The sequence below is a fragment of the Pseudomonas quasicaspiana genome, assembly GCF_021147825.1.
GTDB lineage: Bacteria > Pseudomonadota > Gammaproteobacteria > Pseudomonadales > Pseudomonadaceae > Aquipseudomonas > Aquipseudomonas quasicaspiana.
Genome location: NZ_JAGTPI010000061.1, coordinates 1 through 16,415 on the forward strand (window position 1 = coordinate 1; position 16,415 = coordinate 16,415).

Below are 16,415 nucleotides of genomic sequence, written 5' to 3' on the forward strand. Positions count from 1 at the left end.
TATATTGCCTGTGCTGACGCGATCGCGGGCAAGCGCGCTCCTACAGATGAAAAAGTACTCCAAATCAAATAGTTGTAGTTTGTTTGATAGGAGCAGGGCTTGCCCGCGATAAGGACACTGCGATCCAAAGTGAACCGTGTCCAGCCTTATCGCGGGCAAGCCCTGCTCCCACAGGGGAATGCATTCCTGCTACCGGAACAGGCATGCTTGCTACAGAAAAATCACCCTCACATCTTGAAGCGCAGTGCCAACTGATTCAGCCCCACCGCCAGTTGCGACAGCTCGCTGCTGGCCGCCGAGGTCTGGTTGGCTCCGGCTGAGGTCTGCAAAGACAGGTCGCGGATACTGGTCAGGTTGCGGTCAACTTCCCGGGCGACTTGCGCCTGCTCTTCAGTGGCCGAGGCAATACTCATATTGCGTTCGTTGATCTGCACAATAGCGGCAGTGATTTCCTTCAGCGCCAGGCCAGCCGCTTCGGCGACATCAAGACTGGCGCGTGCGCGCTCACTGCTGTGGCCCATGGCGCTGACCGCTTTACCGGCACCGTCCTGAATCGAGGCGATCATTTTTTCGATTTCGGCAGTGGACTGCTGAGTACGGTGGGCCAGTGCCCGAACCTCGTCGGCCACCACCGCAAAGCCACGACCGGCTTCGCCCGCTCGTGCCGCTTCGATAGCTGCGTTAAGAGCGAGCAGATTGGTCTGGTCGGCGATGCCACGAATCACATCCAGCACGCCGCTGATGCCCTGCACTTGTACCGCCAGCCCGTCGATTTCAACCGCAGTGACGCCGACCGCCTGATGCAGTTCATTGATCACGCTCACGGTTTCACCAACTCGCTTGCTGCCATTTTCTGCAGACTGGCTGGAGTCGCGTGCGGCTGTGGAGGCCAGCGATGCATTGCGTGCGACTTCTTCAACGGCCGCGCTCATCTGGTTGATGGCCGTGGCAGCCTGATTGATTTCATCGTTCTGACGCTGTACGCCGCGCAATGAATCTTCAGTGACGGCGGTCATTTCTTCGGAAGTCGACGCCAGTTGCGATGATGAATCGCTCAGTTCACCCAGTGTGCGACGCAGGTTTTGTTGCATCACCGACAGCGCTTGCAGCAATCGGCCCGGTTCATCCTTGCCGTCTACATCGATTGGCTTGCTAAGGTCGTTGGCAGCAATTTGCTGAGCAACGGCCAATGCCTTGGCAATGGGGGCAACCAGACTGCGGGTGAACAGTGCAGCCAGGCCGAGGGTTGCAATAAGTGCCACGATGATAGCGATGATAGTGACGTTGCGAGATTGAGAATAGGTCTGGTCAGCAATGGCATCGGACTCGGCCATCTTGAGGTCGGCCAGGCGCGAAACTTCGGTGATGTCCTTGCTCAACTGTTCCGCAGCCTGAGTCATCTCACCCGTGGCGTTGGTCATTGCGTTGATCAGGTCTTCACGCTTCTGGGCGACCGCGTCCAGAAAGCGCGCATGCACGGCAAGGTATGCCATCAGGTTGCGCTCCATGCTGCTGAACGCTTTCTGGCCAGCCTCCGTGATCAACAGAGGTTTCAGCTTGCGCACGTCTGTTTCCAGGCCGGTACGTGCCTGGCTGATGCGATCAAGCTGGCGCTTGGCTCCTTCTGCATCTGATGCTGCTCGCAAGCCGGTGTTGCCCAATCGGATGGTCACCAGATCGGTCTTGATCTGCTCAATGGTCTGAACGGTCGGCAATACGTTGTCCTGCAGTGCCTCTCGTGATTCTTTCAGGCCAACTGACTGCTGTAATGAGAACAGGCCCAGAGCGGTGATCAGTAAGGCAAAAAAGCCAAAACAGAGCAGCGATCGGGGGGCAATGTTGAGATTTCTCAGATTCATGCGAATAGCCTGTCGAGAGAGGAAACGTTAGTAACCTATCGACGTTTAACGTTTCAGCTTTAGGCCACTTAGCTGATTATTTTGAAATATCCAGTAATAAGCAGAAAAAAGTCTTAAATATCAGCAGTATTGGTTAAGAGCATTGATTTAGACATGTCGTGCTAGCTGATCGCCTGCATGACTTTTGCTGGAAACGCAGATGTGGGTCACCAGTCTTTGCTTTGCAAGAATGAAATCAATGCCGCTGTCGGACAGCGGCATTCGCAAGGGTCATGCAGCCTGTAATTGATCTTGAGCATCCAGATAGTCCGCGAGATTGTGCAGGTACACCACTGGCTGTCCTTTGCTGGAACCGCCCAGCCGTGTGACTTTCAGGGCAATTGCGCCACTGCTGATCTTGCGCATCAGATACCGGTCGCTCGATATGTGGGAGAAATATCGCTCTCGAACGGCGCTCAGAGTCGGGCAGGGCGTGGCAAATTCGGACCGCAGTTGATTGAGTGTCTGGCTCATGCCGCGTCGCCTCCCCAAGGGTTGAATTCATGTGCACTGGCTGGTTTGCACGACTCACGTCGTTTTTTCGGGGTGATGATCAGAAGCAGGCCGACTTGCTGTTGGATAGCCCGAACCGCCTCAGGACTCGAAGCTGCTGCCGGATGCAGGTACACCTGGCAGCGAGGGTGGTGTTTTGAAATTTTCATGACTCGTACTCGGTAATGAATGGGTACGAGATTAAATTAGCAATGGCTAAATATTTATACAATAGCATTTGCTAAATATTTCTATTCCTCTGAAGGGATTGCTCAATCTTGAGCCGGTACGTCCCAGAACACGCGGACGGATCCGTCTTCCTGAACGTTTGCATAGACACCGTCGGTCTCGGTGATGGCATCAATGATCTGATCCCAGTCTTGCTGGGACTCATCCGGGGCCTTGTAGACCAGCGCTGCGTGCTCCTTACGAGCGGCGGGGGAGGTGATGACTTTCTGAAGGCGTGCCCCAAGCAGTTCAAGCGACGTAGGGGGGGCAAGGGCTCTGGTTTGCGTCTTGGACATGTGGTCCTCCTTGGCGTTATGTATATACATACAGTAAATATCGATGAGCTGAACGGCAAGAGAAAAAGAGTACGTGTGTACTCTTTTTTGGCTCGCCCATAAAAAAGCCCGCATCGGCGGGCGCATTCATCGGCCTGGTTCAAAGGCTCAGTGGCTCAAAGCTTCCTGGCATTCCACACGAGCAACACTCGCGCCTGAATATGGATTTTCTCCAGATCAGCGCCGTCGATCATGATCGGGGGGTAAACAGGATTGTCCGAGATCATCCGCAGCGCGCCTCCGGTCATTCGCTGCAGGCGCTTGATGAATAAATCACCGTCCAGAGTAAACACGTACACCGCATCAGTGCGGATTTCGGTAATTCCCCGGTCTACCAGCAACGAGTCGCCATCGCGAAAGGTGCCCTCCATGCTGTCGCCATCACCGGTGATGATCGCCAGATTTTCAAGGCTGGAATACGGCACTCCCTGGGTTTTCAGCCAGTCGAGGTGGACCGTCATCTCGCGAATGACTTCGACCTGATTTTCCGGCACCAGACCGTGGCCCATCGAAGCGGCGACGTTGAGGTGCGGGATGGTGATGAACCCCAAGGACTCCATGACTCTTTTGGTGTCCACGGGAGCCACTGTTTTAGGTGCTGCCCCCTCGAGCAGATCATTGGTATCTGGAGAAACCAGCGTGCCTGCGGGCAGATCAATCTTGCCCTCTAGGGTGGCGGCAGCCTTTTCCCCCAGCTTTCGATGGCCGTTCAGCAATTGCGATAAATAAGACGCGTCCAGACCGAACTGGTTGGCGAAGTCTTTTTGAGTGAGGCCAGCCATAGCATGGCGAAGGGCTCTAAGGCGTTGTTCGTAAATATCCATGGCTTAATCATCGCTATGCGTTAGCAGACAGTAAATTACATTTTGCTATTGATGTAAATATTAGCGATTGCTAATCTTTTTGCTCATCCCTCAGGTTGCGACGGTTTGCCTGACTTCGGTCAGGTCGGCGGGTTGCGCTTCGGGTTTTTTCACAATGCCTGCTGTGGCGGACATTGAGTTGAATGGCGAGGGAACAAAATGATCAAGGAAATCGAAAAGTTGATGGTGCATTGGGGTGAGCAAACCCGCGAGCGAGGTCTGGGTGGCGGTTTAGGCAGTCAGTTGGGCGCATTGATTGAATGGGGCGGGGCACCACCGCGCAGCACGCCGGGGTCTCGCATCCTGGATAGCGGCGGCACGGGCATGGACACCATCGCCACCGCAATAGATCGCGCCGTTGCGCAATTGCAACGCACACCCGGTCAGGCAGCTTTGGCCAGACTGGCAACGCAACGTTACTGCGAACTTGTTCCGATCCGCGAACAGATGCGCACCGCAGGAATTGCCGAAGGGGCTGACCGAACCTATCGCAACCGGGTGCAGCGGTTGCATGAGCAGGTGATGTCGATAGTGATGGCGAGTACGAGCAAGCGTGCCGTGCCGTCCAGCGCGTGACGCATGCAAGCCCTTAGTTGAAATTTACTTCCTGTAGGAGCGCACGAGCAACGCGAGGCCGCGATTGCGGTGTGTCAGGCAGAACGCAATCGCGGCCTCGCGGTGCTCGTGCGCTCCTACAGATCCTTTGTTTACTTCGCGACAGCGCTTTGTCATGGACACAAGGCGTGCTCCTACAAGACATCCGCTTGCCAAGCTCTTCAAACGACGACCTGGCAACCATTCGTCGAGCGACTTTGTCGTGTTGTGGTCACATTCCTGTCGCGTTCCAGTCGCATCTGAACCACCTCAAAATCGCCTCTTCCCATGCTTTCCGGCGGCAGGTACAAAGGCGGCACGATCTGAGATTTACGCCTGAGGCAGCAGCGGCAGGCAGGCTTTTCAGCCACGTCATCAGGCCTTTTACAGGCAGTCACCCACCCCGCTTCGGCGGGGTTTCTTTTTCCCCCGGGAATAGCAATGGAGTATGAGCATGGCCGAGCCAGCGAGCACGGCCGCATCTGTCGTGGTCGCTGGTGCGGCCGGTGCGGGTTTCGCAGGATTGTTGACAGGCATCGATACGCTCGCCGCCATCGGCGCATTGGCGGGTGCATTGGTGTTCTTTACCACCACAGAAGAAATGCCGGTCTGGAAGCGGATGGTTTTTCTGATGGTGTCATTTGTAATGGGTTATTTGTTCGCCCCCGCTTTAGTGGACTTCGAATTCTGGGGTATTCGCCCTTTCAAGTATTCAGGGCCCGCCGCATTCGGGGCATCCGTGCTGGTGGTCACTGTGGCGCTGGCAGCCATCAAACGGCGCGGCAGATTAGAGACCGGGCAGCCTGGAGGTCATGATGGATAAGCCTCTGATTAGCGCACTGCTTACCCAGGTGACGTTCTGGTTATGCATGGGCCTGTTCGTAAGGCTCTTCACGTTTCGCCGCAAGGGCGCACGGTTTCGCCGCAACATGAGCTGTCTGGCCTGGCTGGTGATGGTCAGCGCTGGCACGGTGATGGTTTACATCTGCAAAGGCATGCTGGTCATGCCGGTTCAGGCCTGGCCGCTGGTCATGATCCTGGCGGTATTTGTCGGCTCTGTATACCAGAGCAACGGCAACCTGGCGCAAGTCTGGAAGATCGGAGAGTGAGCTCGATGCCTGCACGCCAATAGCTTCTGAGAGCCCGCATTCGGCGGGTTTTTGAGCCACTTTTTATCAGCACTGCAAAGCCCCGTTCCCGGGGCTTTGTCGTGTCTGGAGTTCTGAAACTGGAGTTCTGAAATGAACGTAACAACTTTGATCGCACAGATAAGCGAGCGCTGCCCCGGTTTTCAAGGCCGGGTCGCTGGCGGTCTGCAATGGGACAGCGCCCGCACCGACGACCAGCTTGCGATGCCCGCCGCCTATGTCCTGACGGCGGGCGATACGGCTCAGGAATCCACCACCAATGTGGTCCGGCACATCGTCCGTGAGCAATACGTGATCAACGTTGCGCTGGCTAACCGTGATCAATACGGCCAGGCCGCGACTCAGGAACTTCACAGCATTCGCGTTCAGCTCTGGGCTGCTCTGGTGGGTTTTCAGCCTGAAGCTGAAGACGATCCTTTGCAGTACAGCGGCAGCTCGATGTTGCTGATCGACGAGAACCGGGTGGTTTACCAATTCCGCTTTTTCACCGAGTTCATGCTGGGTCGCAGTGACCCGGCCGGGGCTCCAGAAACGTGGCAGGAGCAGGTCAACGATGGCCTGCCACTGCTTGAGGGAGTCGATATGGATATCGACTTCATTGACCCGATGGTCGACCGAAACCTGACAGAGCGCGGCCCGGATGGCCGCTTCGAATTCAAAACCCGTGAGGATATACCCCAGTGAAACGAGTGCATGTGAAACCTGCCGAAGGCGGGGCTGTTCCGGATCCGGCCCGGGGCGGCGAACTGCTGTCCGCCGAGGGCTACGAAGTACCGCTGACTGCCTACTGGCAGCGACGGATCAATGATGCTGACGTAATTGTGGGTACGGCTTCAGCCCTGCCCAAAGCAAAAGGGAGTGCCGCCAAATGACTGTAGGTTTCAGCCAGATTCCATCCGATCTTCGTGTACCTCTGTTCTACGCCGAGCTTGATAACTCAATGGCCAACAGCGGTGCTTCCAGTCTGCGACGCCTGATCATCGGTCAGGTCAACGACGATGCAACCAGTGAAGACATCGGCCGCCTGGTGCTGATCTCGCGCAGCACCGAAGCGCGTGCCATTGGCGGCGCTGGTTCGATGTTGTGGGCCATGCATGCAGCGCATCGCAAGATCGATGTTGCAGGCGAGGTCTGGTGCCTGCCACTCAAGATCGAGTCCGGCACCAATGCGCAAGGCAAGGTCACGCTGACCGGTACCGCCACCGCGGCCGGCCTGCTGAACTTGTATGTGGGCGGCGTTCGGGTGCGAGCTATCGTGCCTGAACTGGCCACGGCCGCCGAAGCAGCTGCTGCGTTGCTGAGCGCTATCAATGCGGCCACCGATCTGCCGGTGACGGCTACCGCCGAAGCGGGCGTCGTCACGCTGGTCAGCAAGTTCAAAGGCGAGCTGGGCAACGATATCCAGTTGAGCTTCAACCGACTGGGTGCCGCCAATGGCGAGCAACTGCCAGCCGGTCTGGAAGTGGTTGTGGCCGCGATGGCCGGTGGTGTCGGCACGCCGGAAATGGCCGCCGCACTGGCCGCGCTTGGCGATGAGCCGTTCGAGTTCATCAGTCAGCCATGGACGGACGCCGCAACGCTGGATTACTGGAAATCCACCATGGACTTCACCTCGGGTCGCTGGTCCTGGGCGAAGCAGATTTACGGTCGGGTTTACAGTGCAAAACGCGGTACGTTGGGTGCCTTGGTGGCTGCGGGCAAGCTGCGCAATGACCCATCGGTGTCTATCGGCGCCATGGAAAAAAGCATTCCGCAACCAGTATGGGAAGTCGCCGCACAGTTCAGCGCACGCACTGCGGTGTTCATCAGCGCCGATCCTGCATGCCCGACGCAATCGGGTGAGTTGGGGGCCATCGAGCCTGCAGCGGTCAGTGACCGTTTCATGCTGGATGAATACCAGTCGTTGCTCGGCAGCGGCATCGCCACGTTCGAGTATTCGGGCAGTGCGATGCGCATCCAGCGGGCGATTACCACGTATCAGCGTAACGCGTACAACCAGCCGGATGACTCGTACCTGGACAGCGAGCCGCTGCACCAGTCGGCGTATGTACTGCGTTTCCTGCGTACCCGCATCACCAGCAAATACGGTCGCCATAAACTGGCGAACGACGGCACCAAGTTCGGCCCCGGCCAGCGCATGGTGACCCCGAAGGTGATTCGCGGTGAGCTGATCGCAGCTTATGGTGAGCTGGTGCGTCTGGGGATTGTCGAGAACATCGACGCCTTCAAGGACAACCTGATCGTTGAGCGCGACGCGACTAATCCGAATCGCCTGAACGTGTTGTATCCGCCGGATCTGGTCAATCAACTGCGCGTGTTCGCGCTGTTGTATCAGTTCCGTCTGCAGTATTCCGACGCGGCCTGAGCCGCTTAATCAAACGTCATTCCAAGCCCGCCCTGTGCGGGCTTTTTCGTGGAGATTCACATGGGTCAGAAAGTTGCGGGTACTTGCTACATCAAGGTCGACGGCGAACAGCTGGTCATCACGGGCGCGGTAGAAGTGCCGATGTCCCGGGTCAAGCGCGAAACCGTGGTGGTCGGCTACTTCAAGGAAAACGAAGTGACGCCGTTCATCAAGGTTGACGCGATTCGTACCGTCGATTTCCCTCGGGCAAAAATCGAAACCGGCACCAACATGACGGTCACCGCCGAGTTCAACGACGGCACCACTTACGTGCTCAGCGGCGCGTACGCAGTAGATGACATGACCAGTACCAGTGAGGACGGCAAGGTCAGCCTCAAATTCGAAGGCATCTCGGGGGACTGGCAGTGATGAGTAAAGAGACCTTTCCCCTGGCCGTCGCCATCAAGGCACACGGTCAGGAGCTCACCGAGTTGCACCTGCGTCGCCCGACGGCTGAGGAGTGTCGGGCGATAAAAGTGCTGCCTTACACCCTTTCCGACTCGTCGATGCCGGTGGCGGATATCGAAGCAGCCTGCAAATACATCGCGGTGTGCGCAGCCATTCCGGCGGGATCAGTCAACCAACTGGACCTGGCGGACCTGAACAGCCTGGTGTGGAAAATCATCGGTTTTTTCCTGCAGAGCGCTTCGGTGGCGTCGCCGACCTGATCGGCGTGGTGTACGACCTCGCTTACTTCTGGAGGTCGGACCCTGAGGTGCTCATGGGAAGACCTTTGGATGTAATTCTGGAAAGCGAGTGGCATGCCTTTCGAATTCTCGAAGAGCAACGGGGGAATAATGGCTAATAACATTCAAGTCATGGTGGTCATGACCGGCGTCGACAAGCTGTCGCCCCAGCTCAAAAACGCGCAGAAAGAAATCTCGACCTTGAGTAAATCCTTGAGCGCCTTGGGCAATATTCCCTTCATGGATACTTTGACCGGCAAGGAGGGGCTGATGAAGCCCTTCGTTGATGGCGCGAAAGCCGCTATTGCCTTTGAAAGCTCTATGGCCAGGGTCAGGCGGGTGGTTGATTTTCAGACGCCTGAGCAATTCAAGGCGATGAGCAAGGATGTGCTCGACCTGTCGGAAAAGCTGCCGGTGTCCGCTGCGGGCATCGCGCAAGTGTTTGCGCTGGGCGGACAATCGGGCGTTGCCCGTGAAGAACTGAAAACGTTTGCCGAAGATGCTTTGAAGATGGGCATTGCTTTCGATCAGACCGGGGAACAGTCCGGCGCGATGATGGCGCGGTGGCGGACAGACTTCAAACTGAACCAGACTGAAGTGGTGGCGCTGGCAGATCAGATCACTCAACTGGGCCGGGCCGGTGGTGTAGACACGGGGAAAGTTTCCCGCATCGTCACTGCCGCAGGCACGTCCGGGTTAAGTGCGGGGCAGACCGCCGCGATGGGCGCTGTTTTCGCTCGAAGCGGCATGTCTGAAGAGGCTGCGGCGACCAGCATGCGCAACTTCACGCAAACGCTTACAGCGGGCGTCCTCGCTACCGAGGGCCAGCAGCAAGCGTTCAAGGCTTTGGGACTGGATGCGCAGGCGGTATCCCAAGGCATGTCCGCGGATGCGGAGGGTACGATCAGTAATGTGCTGACCAAGCTGAATGCGCTGGAGAGGGGCAAACAGAGCGCGATGCTGTCCCAGTTGTTCGGTGACTCATCCGCTGCTCCGCTGGTGAACGGTCTCGATGCGCTGTCCCGTAACTTTCAACTGGTTGGCAACAGCCAGAAATATGCCGGCTCTATGCAGGAGGTTTATGCAGCGCGCGCGTCGACAACCGAGAGTGCGCTGCAGTTGATGAATAACCAGACGACGCGATTGGGCGTCGCGATTGGCACGGCACTGTTGCCGCCGGTCAATGATTTCCTCGGTACGATCGGACCTTTGATCAGCAAGGTCTCGGCGTTTACCGAGGCCAATCCCGGCTTGGTCAGAAGCATCGCCGGAGCAGCGGCGGGGTTTACGTTCTTGCGTTTGGCGGTGGTGGCGGCGACGGTCGCCAGTGCTGTCATGAGCACGGTTATCGGCGCCAATCCTGTGGGGCTCGTCGTGCGTGGGATTGCCCTCGCAGCAGGCTTGTTGATTGCCAACTGGTCAGCTGTATCGGGCTTCTTTCAGGAGGTCTGGACGACGATTCAAACGTCAGTAATGGCGGCTTGGGAGGGAATCACCGAGGTTCTTTCCTGGTCCCCGCTGACGAGCGTCAAAGCTAACTGGGAGCCGATCATTGGTTTGTTCAAATCGATCTGGACGACAATTGAACCCATTATTTCTTCGATCATGGCGTTCTTCGGTGGCAGTGACGCAGTCAAGGTCAATACGAACATCGGCGGGGGCACGGGTCAGTTCGTCATGGCCAATGCCGCCCAGCTTGTCCGCGACGAACAGGCACAGCGCAATCTCACTCAAGGCGGCGCATCAGTCAATTCACTTTTGCGGTCAACTGAAGCCGGTGCGCCCGGCAGCCTGATCATGGCCGGGTCGCTCAATCAGCAGGCGGCGGCCAACAACCGCATGAACCTGCAAGGCGCGTTGACCGTGCAGTTCCAGAACGCGCCACCGGGCACCACCGTTGGCGAGGCTCAAACCAATCAGCCGGGCTTCTCGATATCGCAAAGGGGCGTTCGCAGCCTCTCGCAGCAGTAGCCTCTCGAAATAAAGGACAGCGACATGAGTAAGACTTGGCGGGATGACCTGCAGTCGGCCTCGTTCCGTGGTGTCGGCTTTTGGGTCGACAGTGACAGTACGGTAGTGGGGCGGCGCACGCAGTTGCATGAATATCCCCAGCGTGATCGGCCTTTGGTCGAAGACATGGGGCGCAAAACCCGGGCGATCACCTTCGAGGCGTTTGTCATTGGAGACGATTGCTTTGTGCAGCGCGACAACCTGTTGCACGCACTCGATCAACCCGGCTCAGGGGAGTTGATTCACCCCTGGTTCGGGCGCATGACCGTGACTGCAACTGAGGGGTGTCAGGTCAAGCAGGCGCGGGCCGATGGGGGAATCGCGAGATTCTCTCTGTCGTTCGTGGAAGCGGGTGAAAAAGGTTACCCCGTCGGGGTGGCCAACACCGCCAGGCTGCTCGAAATGGAAAACCGGAGTTTTCTGGATTCGGCATTGACCCGATACAAGAACGCGATGGCTTTGGTCAATAAAGCGCGGATCAGCATGACCGCCCTGCAGAACGGCATTGCCGGAGTGCAGTTGGCGATTCAGCACGAGTTCAGTCAGTTGACCGGCTTTGTCAGTTCGGCGGCTTCGCTGGCGGACACACTGGCCAATTTTCCGGAGAACCTGTCAACGATGCTGGGGGCGCAATTCTCCAGCATGACCGGCGAGTTTGATCGCTTCAAAACCTCGCAACGCCAGGCCATGACCAAGGTGGAAACGGTGCTCGGGCTGGTGAGTCCGGCAACGGCTGCGGGAGGCGCGGCCACGGTCGCAGCCGTGACTGCTACACGTGAGTTGGTTCGCGATGTGGTGCTGGCCGATGCTCTCCGTCTGGCCTCGGCCATGCCAGTGGTTGCGGCGCCTTCGGCATTGCCGGGAGTGCCCAGTCTGGAGCAGCAGGTTGCCACCCCGGTGGCACGGCCCGAAGTACCGGTTGCAGCCGACATCACGCAATTGCGTGACGCTCTCAGTGATGTGCTTTGGCAAGCGGCGCTGCTGGCTGATCACGAGCACTTCGAGCGCATCGAAGCGGTTCGCAAACGTATGAGGGAACACCTGACCGCTGTTGCGCGTTCAGGAGTCAATCTTGTCGACGTGTCGCCCAAAGAATCAGTGCCTGCTGTGGTGCTGGCGTTCCGGCAGTTTGCGGACGCCACACGCGGTGATGAAATCGTCGCGCGCAACAGCATTCCTCACCCAGGCTTTTTGCCGGCAGCGATCCTTCAAGTCGCTCAGGAGTAAACCCATGGACTTGCAAAACGTCGTCACGCTCAGCGTCGACGGCAGGGATTACCGTGGCTGGAAAACAGTCAGTATCACCGCCGGTATCGAGCAACAGGCGCGGACTTTTACTTTGGGCGTCTCTTGGCGCTGGCCGGGCGAGGACATGGAAGTTCCGGTCAAGCAAGGCGCTCCCTGCGAAATTCGGATTGGTGCGGACCTTGTGCTGACGGGGCACGTTTATTCGACCCCGATCAGCTATGACGCTAACAGCGTGACGCGTTCCGTGGCCGGGCGTTCGCTCACTGCAGATCTGGTCGACTGCGCCGCAACGGGCTCCTCCAGTCAATGGAAAAAACAGAGTGTGCAGGTCATCGTTCAGGCGTTGGCCGCGCCCTATGGCGTCGAGGTTCTCAGCGAGGTCGCCAAGACGTTCCCGGTAAAGGAACACGTTATTACGCCGGGCGAAACCGTGTTCGAGTCCATCGACAAGTTACTCACGCTATCCCGTTTGTTTTCCACAGATGACGGTAAGGGGCATTTAGTGATTGTTGCTCCCGGTAGCAGCGGTCGGGCTGTTGACCGTCTGGAACTCGGAAAGAATATTCTCAGCGGCTCTGCGCAAAAGGACTATTCCGCGGTGTTCTCTGAATACCTGGTGACCGGACAGCGCAAGCGAGAGGATGGAGAACCGGCCGACAAAGCGGCGCAGGTCAAGGCCACGGCCTTGGACGACATTCGACCTCGCAAGCGGCTCAAGCACATTCATGAGCAGAGCCAGTTGACTCCGGAACTCGCTCAATCTCGCGCCGACTGGGAGCGCGCCAGCCGCAAGGGCAAGGCGCTGACCCGCACCTACAAGATTCAGGGCTGGCGGCAATCGAATGGCGATCTCTGGCGGGAAAACATGATCGTGCGCATCGTCGATCGGTTGCTGGGCGATGACCAGGACATGCTGATCAGCCAGATCCAGTACGACCTGGGGGAAAGCGGCACCACCGCTGAACTCACGGTCGCACCTATCGAAGCGTTTCTGCCTGAACCCAAAGGCTTGAGCAAAGCCACGTAAACCATCGTTCACCCACTTTTTACTTACTGGAGGCCTTCGACATGAGAGAGCTGCTGAACACGCTCGTCCGCGGAGTCGTCAATCTGGTCAACCCGGCCGGGGCGATTCAGTCCCTGCAAATGACCTTGACCGCCGACGAGGTAAAGGACGGTCTCGAACACTTCGAGCCGTATGGCTACACCTCCAACCCCCATCCCGGAGCTGAGGGCCTGACCGCTTTTATCGGCGGTGATCGGTCACACGGCGTGGTGATCTGTGTTTCAGATCGCCGCTTTCGTATGACCGGTCTGAAGAACGGCGAGGTGGCGCTGCACACCGATGAGGGGGATTTCATCCACTTCAAACGCAATCGCGTCATCGAGTTGCAGACCCTGACCTTGCAGATCAATGCCACTGATTCTGTGGATCTGAACACCACAAACTTCAGCGTCAAGGCGAGCGGCGGGGTGACCTTCGATACGCCGCTGATCAGCACCACCGGGCGCATCGAGTCGTCGGGCGATCAGGTCGCTGCGGGCGTCAGTCTGGTCACGCACGTGCATGAAGGCTCGGACAAAAAACCAGTGCCGGGAGGCTAGCCATGAGCGTGATCAATGAAGCAACTACCGAGCTGGCCTGGCGTCGCGCGGCAATCATCAGCCTGCTGACATGGCGGCGGGCCGGGGTGGACGACAAGCTGGACGACCCGGAGCGCTACGGCTGGTGGGGCGACAGTTTTCCCACGGTCACCGATGACCAGATCGGCTCGCGGCTGTACCTGCTGCGCCGCCGCACGCTCACCGCTCAGACTGAACGCGATGCCCAGGATTACGCCCGTGAAGCACTGCAATGGATGCTCGATGACGGCCGGGTTTCGGCCGTCCTGATCGACATCACACGCGGTGCCGAACGGCTCGACATGCGGGTGAGGCTGGCCTTGACGGGCGGCGCCACAGTGGAAATTTATCTCGATAATTTATGGCTGGTGATCAATGCCGTTTAAAACTCCCTCTCTTCCCGAACTGATCAGCCGCGCCCGGAGCGATCTGGCCGGTTCGAGCGCACTGCTGCGCTCTGACGCCGAGGTGCTGGCGCGCATCAATGGTGCCGCTTCCTATGGTCGCTACGGGCATCAACACTACATCGCCGCGCAAATCCTGCCCGACACCGCCGATGAAGAAAACCTGCTGCGCATGGCCCGGCTGCGGCTCAGGCGCAGCTATCTGCCCGCAGTGAGTTCAGCGGGCACTGCCAGTTTCACCGGTGTGGCGGGCGCGGTGCTGGATGCCGGGACATTGCTGCAACGTGAAGGCGATGGTGCGCTGTTCAAAGTGTCGCTGTCAGTCACGCTCACGGCGTTGAGCGGTTCGGTAAAACTGGAAGCCGTGGTGCCAGGCATTCTGGGCAACACGTCGGCGGCGACTCGCTTGACCACCGTTTCGCCGGTGGCCGGTGTCGCCGATACCTTCGTGGTACTTGAGCCGGGTCTGACCGGCGGCACCGAGCAGGAAAGCCTCGAGGCATTACGGGCCAAGGTCATGCGTTCCTACGCGGTAGTGCCCCATGGCGGCAATCAAAGTGACTACGTCACCTGGGCGCTGGAAGTGCCCGGCGTGACGCGGGCCTGGGTGCGCAGGCACTGGATGGGACCGGGCACGGTTGGCGTGTTCGTTGTGCGCGACGGCGATATCGATCCGATCCCCAACGCCGAGCAACTGCAACGCGTTTACGACTACATCGAATCGATGCGCCCGGTGACTGCGGAAGTACGAGTGTTCGCGCCGGTCGAGCTGCCGATCCAGTACGAAATCAAATTGACTCCGGACAGCGGCGCCATTCGTGCTGCCGTGGAAGACGCACTGATTGACCTGCACAGCCGCGAAGCCGACCTCGGCGTTGTCCTGCTCGCCAGCCACATCGCCGAAGCCATCAGCGGCGCGGCAGGCGAAAAGGATCACACCCTGTTCGCCCCACTCGGCAACGTACAGCCAGGTGCCAATGAGCTGCCCACTTTTGGAGGCATCTTATGGCGATAAGAACCGCCGCTGCGTACTACGCGCAGCTCAAGGCACTGCTGCCGCCGGGGCCCGCATGGGATGCAGAGCGGGTGCCGGAAATTCATCAACTGCTCGAAGCCGGATCACTCGAACTGGCCCGCGAAGACTTGCGTCTTTCTGACTTGCTGGGTGAAAGCGATCCAGACCGGGTACGCGAACTGGTCCCGGACTGGGAGCATGTCATGGGCCTTCCCGATCCATGCCTGGGCGTGAACCCCACCTTCGAAGACCGACAACTGGCCGTCCGCCGTCGCCTGACAGAAGTGGGCGGGCAGTCACCCGCGTTCTTCGTACAACTGGCGATTTCGGTGGGGTACCTGCAAGCGACCGTCACCGAATACCGCACGCCGCGCTTTGGCAATGCCCGGTTCGGTAAAGCTCGTTTTGGCACTTGGTCAGCGCAGTACATGTGGACCCTCAACACCGGCCCCCGCTTGCGACTGGGCCGTCGCTTCAACACCAGCCATTGGGGCGAGCGTTTCGGCGTTAACCCCAGCAGCGCTTTCGAATGCGTCATCCGCCGCGCAGTGCCTGCACACGCGCACGAGTTTATAAATTACGGGGTAAATGAATAATGGATTTTCCAAAAAGCGTGCCCAACGTCGGGCTGGTAGATGGCCGGTTTGTCGATGAAAGCAATGTCACCGGCCAGGTGGGATCATTGATCACCGCGGACTGGGGCAACGCCATGACGTCGGAAATTATCAACGTTATTGAGGCTGCGGAGTTGGTGCCGACTGAGGGGCAGAATGATCAGTTGGTGGGGGCGATTGAGAAGTTGGTTATGGATGGTTTACCAGATATCGCCACTGAGGAAAAAGCGGGCATAGCCAAGTTTGCGACGCAAACCCAAGTTGATGGCGGTAACGACAATACGTCAGCAGTTACACCGCTCAAACTAGCGGTGAATCAGGTCGCAACCGGCGCTATCAGCTTTGCTCGACGTTTTGCAAATTTTCGCGATGTCAAACCGCTGGGTACTTCAGGTGGAACCTACACGGCTGGCGCATGGCGCACCCGTGACCTGAACACCGTAGTAGCCAATAACATCCCAGGTGCAACCCTGACCTCTAACCAACTGACGCTACCTGCTGGCACATACTTCGTGATCGGGCAGTCAGCCTTGGGCAATATCTCCAACGCTCGACTGAGATTTTACAGCGTCACCGATTCTGTTCCTCTACTGGAAGGAATCGGGAACGGCGCCGTCGGGTCTGCCAACCTCACTAACTCGCTTGCTCACATCATGGGGTCATTCACCTTGAGCGCGCCCAAGACCGTTGAGCTTCAACTTCTCGCTGCTGCATCGTTAAACACCTACGGGTTTGGTTATGCACTTAGTCTGGGGAGTAATGAAACTTATAGCGACATGACGGTGTGGCAGCTTTTTCAGTAGCAGTCTTTCTGGTCGTCAGACACTTAGTCAGGTTGGCGTGGCTGGATTGA

The 16,415-nt window shown here is 58.0% G+C and carries 21 protein-coding genes and 1 pseudogene; 16 read left to right on the forward strand and 6 right to left on the reverse strand.

Features of this window, described 5'->3' with window-relative positions; genetic code table 11:
* Window positions 1–227 precede the first annotated feature (227 nt).
* The 6 genes and pseudogenes from KDX30_RS29920 to KDX30_RS24610 form a co-directional block, all read right to left on the reverse strand.
* Window positions 228–1,091 (reverse strand): methyl-accepting chemotaxis protein, encoded by an 864-nt coding sequence (locus tag KDX30_RS29920; RefSeq protein ID WP_371856720.1) that lies wholly within the window; start codon window positions 1,089–1,091, stop codon window positions 228–230.
* 39 nt (window positions 1,092–1,130) lie between these two features.
* A pseudogene (locus tag KDX30_RS29925) lies at window positions 1,131–1,859 on the reverse strand (MCP four helix bundle domain-containing protein); the annotation flags it as partial.
* A 270-nt stretch (window positions 1,860–2,129) separates the two neighbouring features.
* Window positions 2,130–2,372: a pyocin activator PrtN family protein gene (locus tag KDX30_RS24595; RefSeq protein WP_099268585.1), complete on the reverse strand. Its 243-nt coding sequence runs from the start codon at window positions 2,370–2,372 to the stop codon at window positions 2,130–2,132.
* The gene (locus KDX30_RS24600; RefSeq protein ID WP_231677737.1) at window positions 2,369–2,560 is read right to left on the reverse strand and encodes a hypothetical protein; all 192 of its coding nucleotides are present in this window, start codon (window positions 2,558–2,560) and stop codon (window positions 2,369–2,371) included. Before KDX30_RS24600 ends, KDX30_RS24595 begins: the two co-directional genes overlap by 4 nt.
* A gap of 102 nt (window positions 2,561–2,662) precedes the next feature.
* The gene (locus KDX30_RS24605; RefSeq protein WP_164706238.1) at window positions 2,663–2,914 is read right to left on the reverse strand and encodes a DUF1654 domain-containing protein; all 252 of its coding nucleotides are present in this window, start codon (window positions 2,912–2,914) and stop codon (window positions 2,663–2,665) included.
* A 155-nt stretch (window positions 2,915–3,069) separates the two neighbouring features.
* A complete protein-coding gene (locus KDX30_RS24610) occupies window positions 3,070–3,777 on the reverse strand; it encodes an XRE family transcriptional regulator (RefSeq protein ID WP_027901684.1) in 708 nt (235 codons plus the stop codon).
* A gap of 198 nt (window positions 3,778–3,975) precedes the next feature.
* Between KDX30_RS24610 and KDX30_RS24615 the strand changes: the two genes are divergently transcribed.
* From KDX30_RS24615 to KDX30_RS24690, 16 genes are all read left to right on the forward strand, one after another.
* Window positions 3,976–4,392: a hypothetical protein gene (locus tag KDX30_RS24615; RefSeq protein ID WP_231677738.1), complete on the forward strand. Its 417-nt coding sequence runs from the start codon at window positions 3,976–3,978 to the stop codon at window positions 4,390–4,392.
* Window positions 4,393–4,864: 472 nt separating this feature from the next.
* Entirely contained in the window at window positions 4,865–5,233 is a 369-nt protein-coding gene (locus tag KDX30_RS24620; protein ID WP_027901682.1) for a putative holin, read from the forward strand.
* Window positions 5,226–5,519 carry a phage holin family protein gene (locus tag KDX30_RS24625; protein ID WP_049827083.1) on the forward strand — a complete coding sequence of 98 codons (294 nt, stop codon included), beginning with the start codon at window positions 5,226–5,228 and terminating at the stop codon, window positions 5,517–5,519. Before KDX30_RS24620 ends, KDX30_RS24625 begins: the two co-directional genes overlap by 8 nt.
* Window positions 5,520–5,651: 132 nt before the next feature.
* Window positions 5,652–6,242, forward strand: a complete 591-nt coding sequence (locus KDX30_RS24630) for a phage tail terminator protein (RefSeq protein WP_231677739.1) — start codon at window positions 5,652–5,654, stop codon at window positions 6,240–6,242.
* Entirely contained in the window at window positions 6,239–6,430 is a 192-nt protein-coding gene (locus KDX30_RS24635; RefSeq protein ID WP_231677740.1) for a DUF2635 domain-containing protein, read from the forward strand. The genes KDX30_RS24630 and KDX30_RS24635 overlap by 4 nt, the downstream gene beginning before the upstream one ends.
* On the forward strand, window positions 6,427–7,923 hold the full coding sequence (locus KDX30_RS24640; RefSeq protein ID WP_122708081.1) for a phage tail sheath C-terminal domain-containing protein: 1,497 nt from the start codon (window positions 6,427–6,429) through the stop codon (window positions 7,921–7,923). The genes KDX30_RS24635 and KDX30_RS24640 overlap by 4 nt, the downstream gene beginning before the upstream one ends.
* Before the next feature lie 60 nt (window positions 7,924–7,983).
* Complete coding sequence (locus KDX30_RS24645) at window positions 7,984–8,331, forward strand: phage tail tube protein (protein ID WP_087264743.1); 348 nt, start codon at window positions 7,984–7,986, stop codon at window positions 8,329–8,331.
* Window positions 8,331–8,630 (forward strand): phage tail assembly protein, encoded by a 300-nt coding sequence (locus KDX30_RS24650; RefSeq protein WP_231677741.1) that lies wholly within the window; start codon window positions 8,331–8,333, stop codon window positions 8,628–8,630. The genes KDX30_RS24645 and KDX30_RS24650 overlap by 1 nt, the downstream gene beginning before the upstream one ends.
* Window positions 8,631–8,759: 129 nt before the next feature.
* The gene (locus KDX30_RS24655) at window positions 8,760–10,619 is read left to right on the forward strand and encodes a phage tail tape measure protein (RefSeq protein ID WP_231677742.1); all 1,860 of its coding nucleotides are present in this window, start codon (window positions 8,760–8,762) and stop codon (window positions 10,617–10,619) included.
* 24 nt (window positions 10,620–10,643) lie between these two features.
* Window positions 10,644–11,885, forward strand: coding sequence for a DNA circularization protein (locus KDX30_RS24660; RefSeq protein ID WP_122396265.1), 1,242 nt, complete (start codon window positions 10,644–10,646; stop codon window positions 11,883–11,885).
* Window positions 11,886–11,889: 4 nt separating this feature from the next.
* Complete coding sequence (locus tag KDX30_RS24665) at window positions 11,890–12,933, forward strand: phage baseplate assembly protein (protein ID WP_231677743.1); 1,044 nt, start codon at window positions 11,890–11,892, stop codon at window positions 12,931–12,933.
* A 41-nt stretch (window positions 12,934–12,974) separates the two neighbouring features.
* Entirely contained in the window at window positions 12,975–13,511 is a 537-nt protein-coding gene (locus KDX30_RS24670) for a phage baseplate assembly protein V (protein WP_231677744.1), read from the forward strand.
* Between the two features lie 8 nt (window positions 13,512–13,519).
* Window positions 13,520–13,915, forward strand: a complete 396-nt coding sequence (locus KDX30_RS24675; protein WP_373562210.1) for a phage GP46 family protein — start codon at window positions 13,520–13,522, stop codon at window positions 13,913–13,915.
* Window positions 13,905–14,948, forward strand: a complete 1,044-nt coding sequence (locus KDX30_RS24680; protein WP_099268572.1) for a baseplate J/gp47 family protein — start codon at window positions 13,905–13,907, stop codon at window positions 14,946–14,948. The genes KDX30_RS24675 and KDX30_RS24680 overlap by 11 nt, the downstream gene beginning before the upstream one ends.
* A complete protein-coding gene (locus KDX30_RS24685) occupies window positions 14,939–15,544 on the forward strand; it encodes a YmfQ family protein (RefSeq protein WP_049827079.1) in 606 nt (201 codons plus the stop codon). The genes KDX30_RS24680 and KDX30_RS24685 overlap by 10 nt, the downstream gene beginning before the upstream one ends.
* Window positions 15,544–16,365, forward strand: a complete 822-nt coding sequence (locus KDX30_RS24690; RefSeq protein ID WP_231677745.1) for a hypothetical protein — start codon at window positions 15,544–15,546, stop codon at window positions 16,363–16,365. Before KDX30_RS24685 ends, KDX30_RS24690 begins: the two co-directional genes overlap by 1 nt.
* Window positions 16,366–16,415: the final 50 nt, after the last annotated feature.

Bases quoted from the DNA above. Each gene is read 5' to 3' on its own strand.
- KDX30_RS24645 (WP_087264743.1), top strand. From the start codon at position 7,984: ATGGGTCAGAAAGTTGCGGGTACTTGCTACATCAAGGTCGACGGCGAA.
- KDX30_RS24620 (WP_027901682.1), top strand. From the start codon at position 4,865: ATGGCCGAGCCAGCGAGCACGGCCGCATCTGTCGTGGTCGCTGGTGCG.
- KDX30_RS24630 (WP_231677739.1), top strand. From the start codon at position 5,652: ATGAACGTAACAACTTTGATCGCACAGATAAGCGAGCGCTGCCCCGGT.
- KDX30_RS24660 (WP_122396265.1), top strand. From the start codon at position 10,644: ATGAGTAAGACTTGGCGGGATGACCTGCAGTCGGCCTCGTTCCGTGGT.
- KDX30_RS24595 (WP_099268585.1), bottom strand. From the start codon at position 2,372: ATGAGCCAGACACTCAATCAACTGCGGTCCGAATTTGCCACGCCCTGC.
- KDX30_RS24600 (WP_231677737.1), bottom strand. From the start codon at position 2,560: ATGAAAATTTCAAAACACCACCCTCGCTGCCAGGTGTACCTGCATCCG.
- KDX30_RS24685 (WP_049827079.1), top strand. From the start codon at position 14,939: ATGGCGATAAGAACCGCCGCTGCGTACTACGCGCAGCTCAAGGCACTG.
- KDX30_RS24650 (WP_231677741.1), top strand. From the start codon at position 8,331: ATGAGTAAAGAGACCTTTCCCCTGGCCGTCGCCATCAAGGCACACGGT.
- KDX30_RS24615 (WP_231677738.1), top strand. From the start codon at position 3,976: ATGATCAAGGAAATCGAAAAGTTGATGGTGCATTGGGGTGAGCAAACC.
- KDX30_RS24625 (WP_049827083.1), top strand. From the start codon at position 5,226: ATGGATAAGCCTCTGATTAGCGCACTGCTTACCCAGGTGACGTTCTGG.
- KDX30_RS24640 (WP_122708081.1), top strand. From the start codon at position 6,427: ATGACTGTAGGTTTCAGCCAGATTCCATCCGATCTTCGTGTACCTCTG.
- KDX30_RS24680 (WP_099268572.1), top strand. From the start codon at position 13,905: ATGCCGTTTAAAACTCCCTCTCTTCCCGAACTGATCAGCCGCGCCCGG.
- KDX30_RS24605 (WP_164706238.1), bottom strand. From the start codon at position 2,914: ATGTCCAAGACGCAAACCAGAGCCCTTGCCCCCCCTACGTCGCTTGAA.
- KDX30_RS24670 (WP_231677744.1), top strand. From the start codon at position 12,975: ATGAGAGAGCTGCTGAACACGCTCGTCCGCGGAGTCGTCAATCTGGTC.
- KDX30_RS24665 (WP_231677743.1), top strand. From the start codon at position 11,890: ATGGACTTGCAAAACGTCGTCACGCTCAGCGTCGACGGCAGGGATTAC.
- KDX30_RS24610 (WP_027901684.1), bottom strand. From the start codon at position 3,777: ATGGATATTTACGAACAACGCCTTAGAGCCCTTCGCCATGCTATGGCT.
- KDX30_RS24655 (WP_231677742.1), top strand. From the start codon at position 8,760: ATGGCTAATAACATTCAAGTCATGGTGGTCATGACCGGCGTCGACAAG.
- KDX30_RS24690 (WP_231677745.1), top strand. From the start codon at position 15,544: ATGGATTTTCCAAAAAGCGTGCCCAACGTCGGGCTGGTAGATGGCCGG.
- KDX30_RS29920 (WP_371856720.1), bottom strand. From the start codon at position 1,091: ATGCAACAAAACCTGCGTCGCACACTGGGTGAACTGAGCGATTCATCA.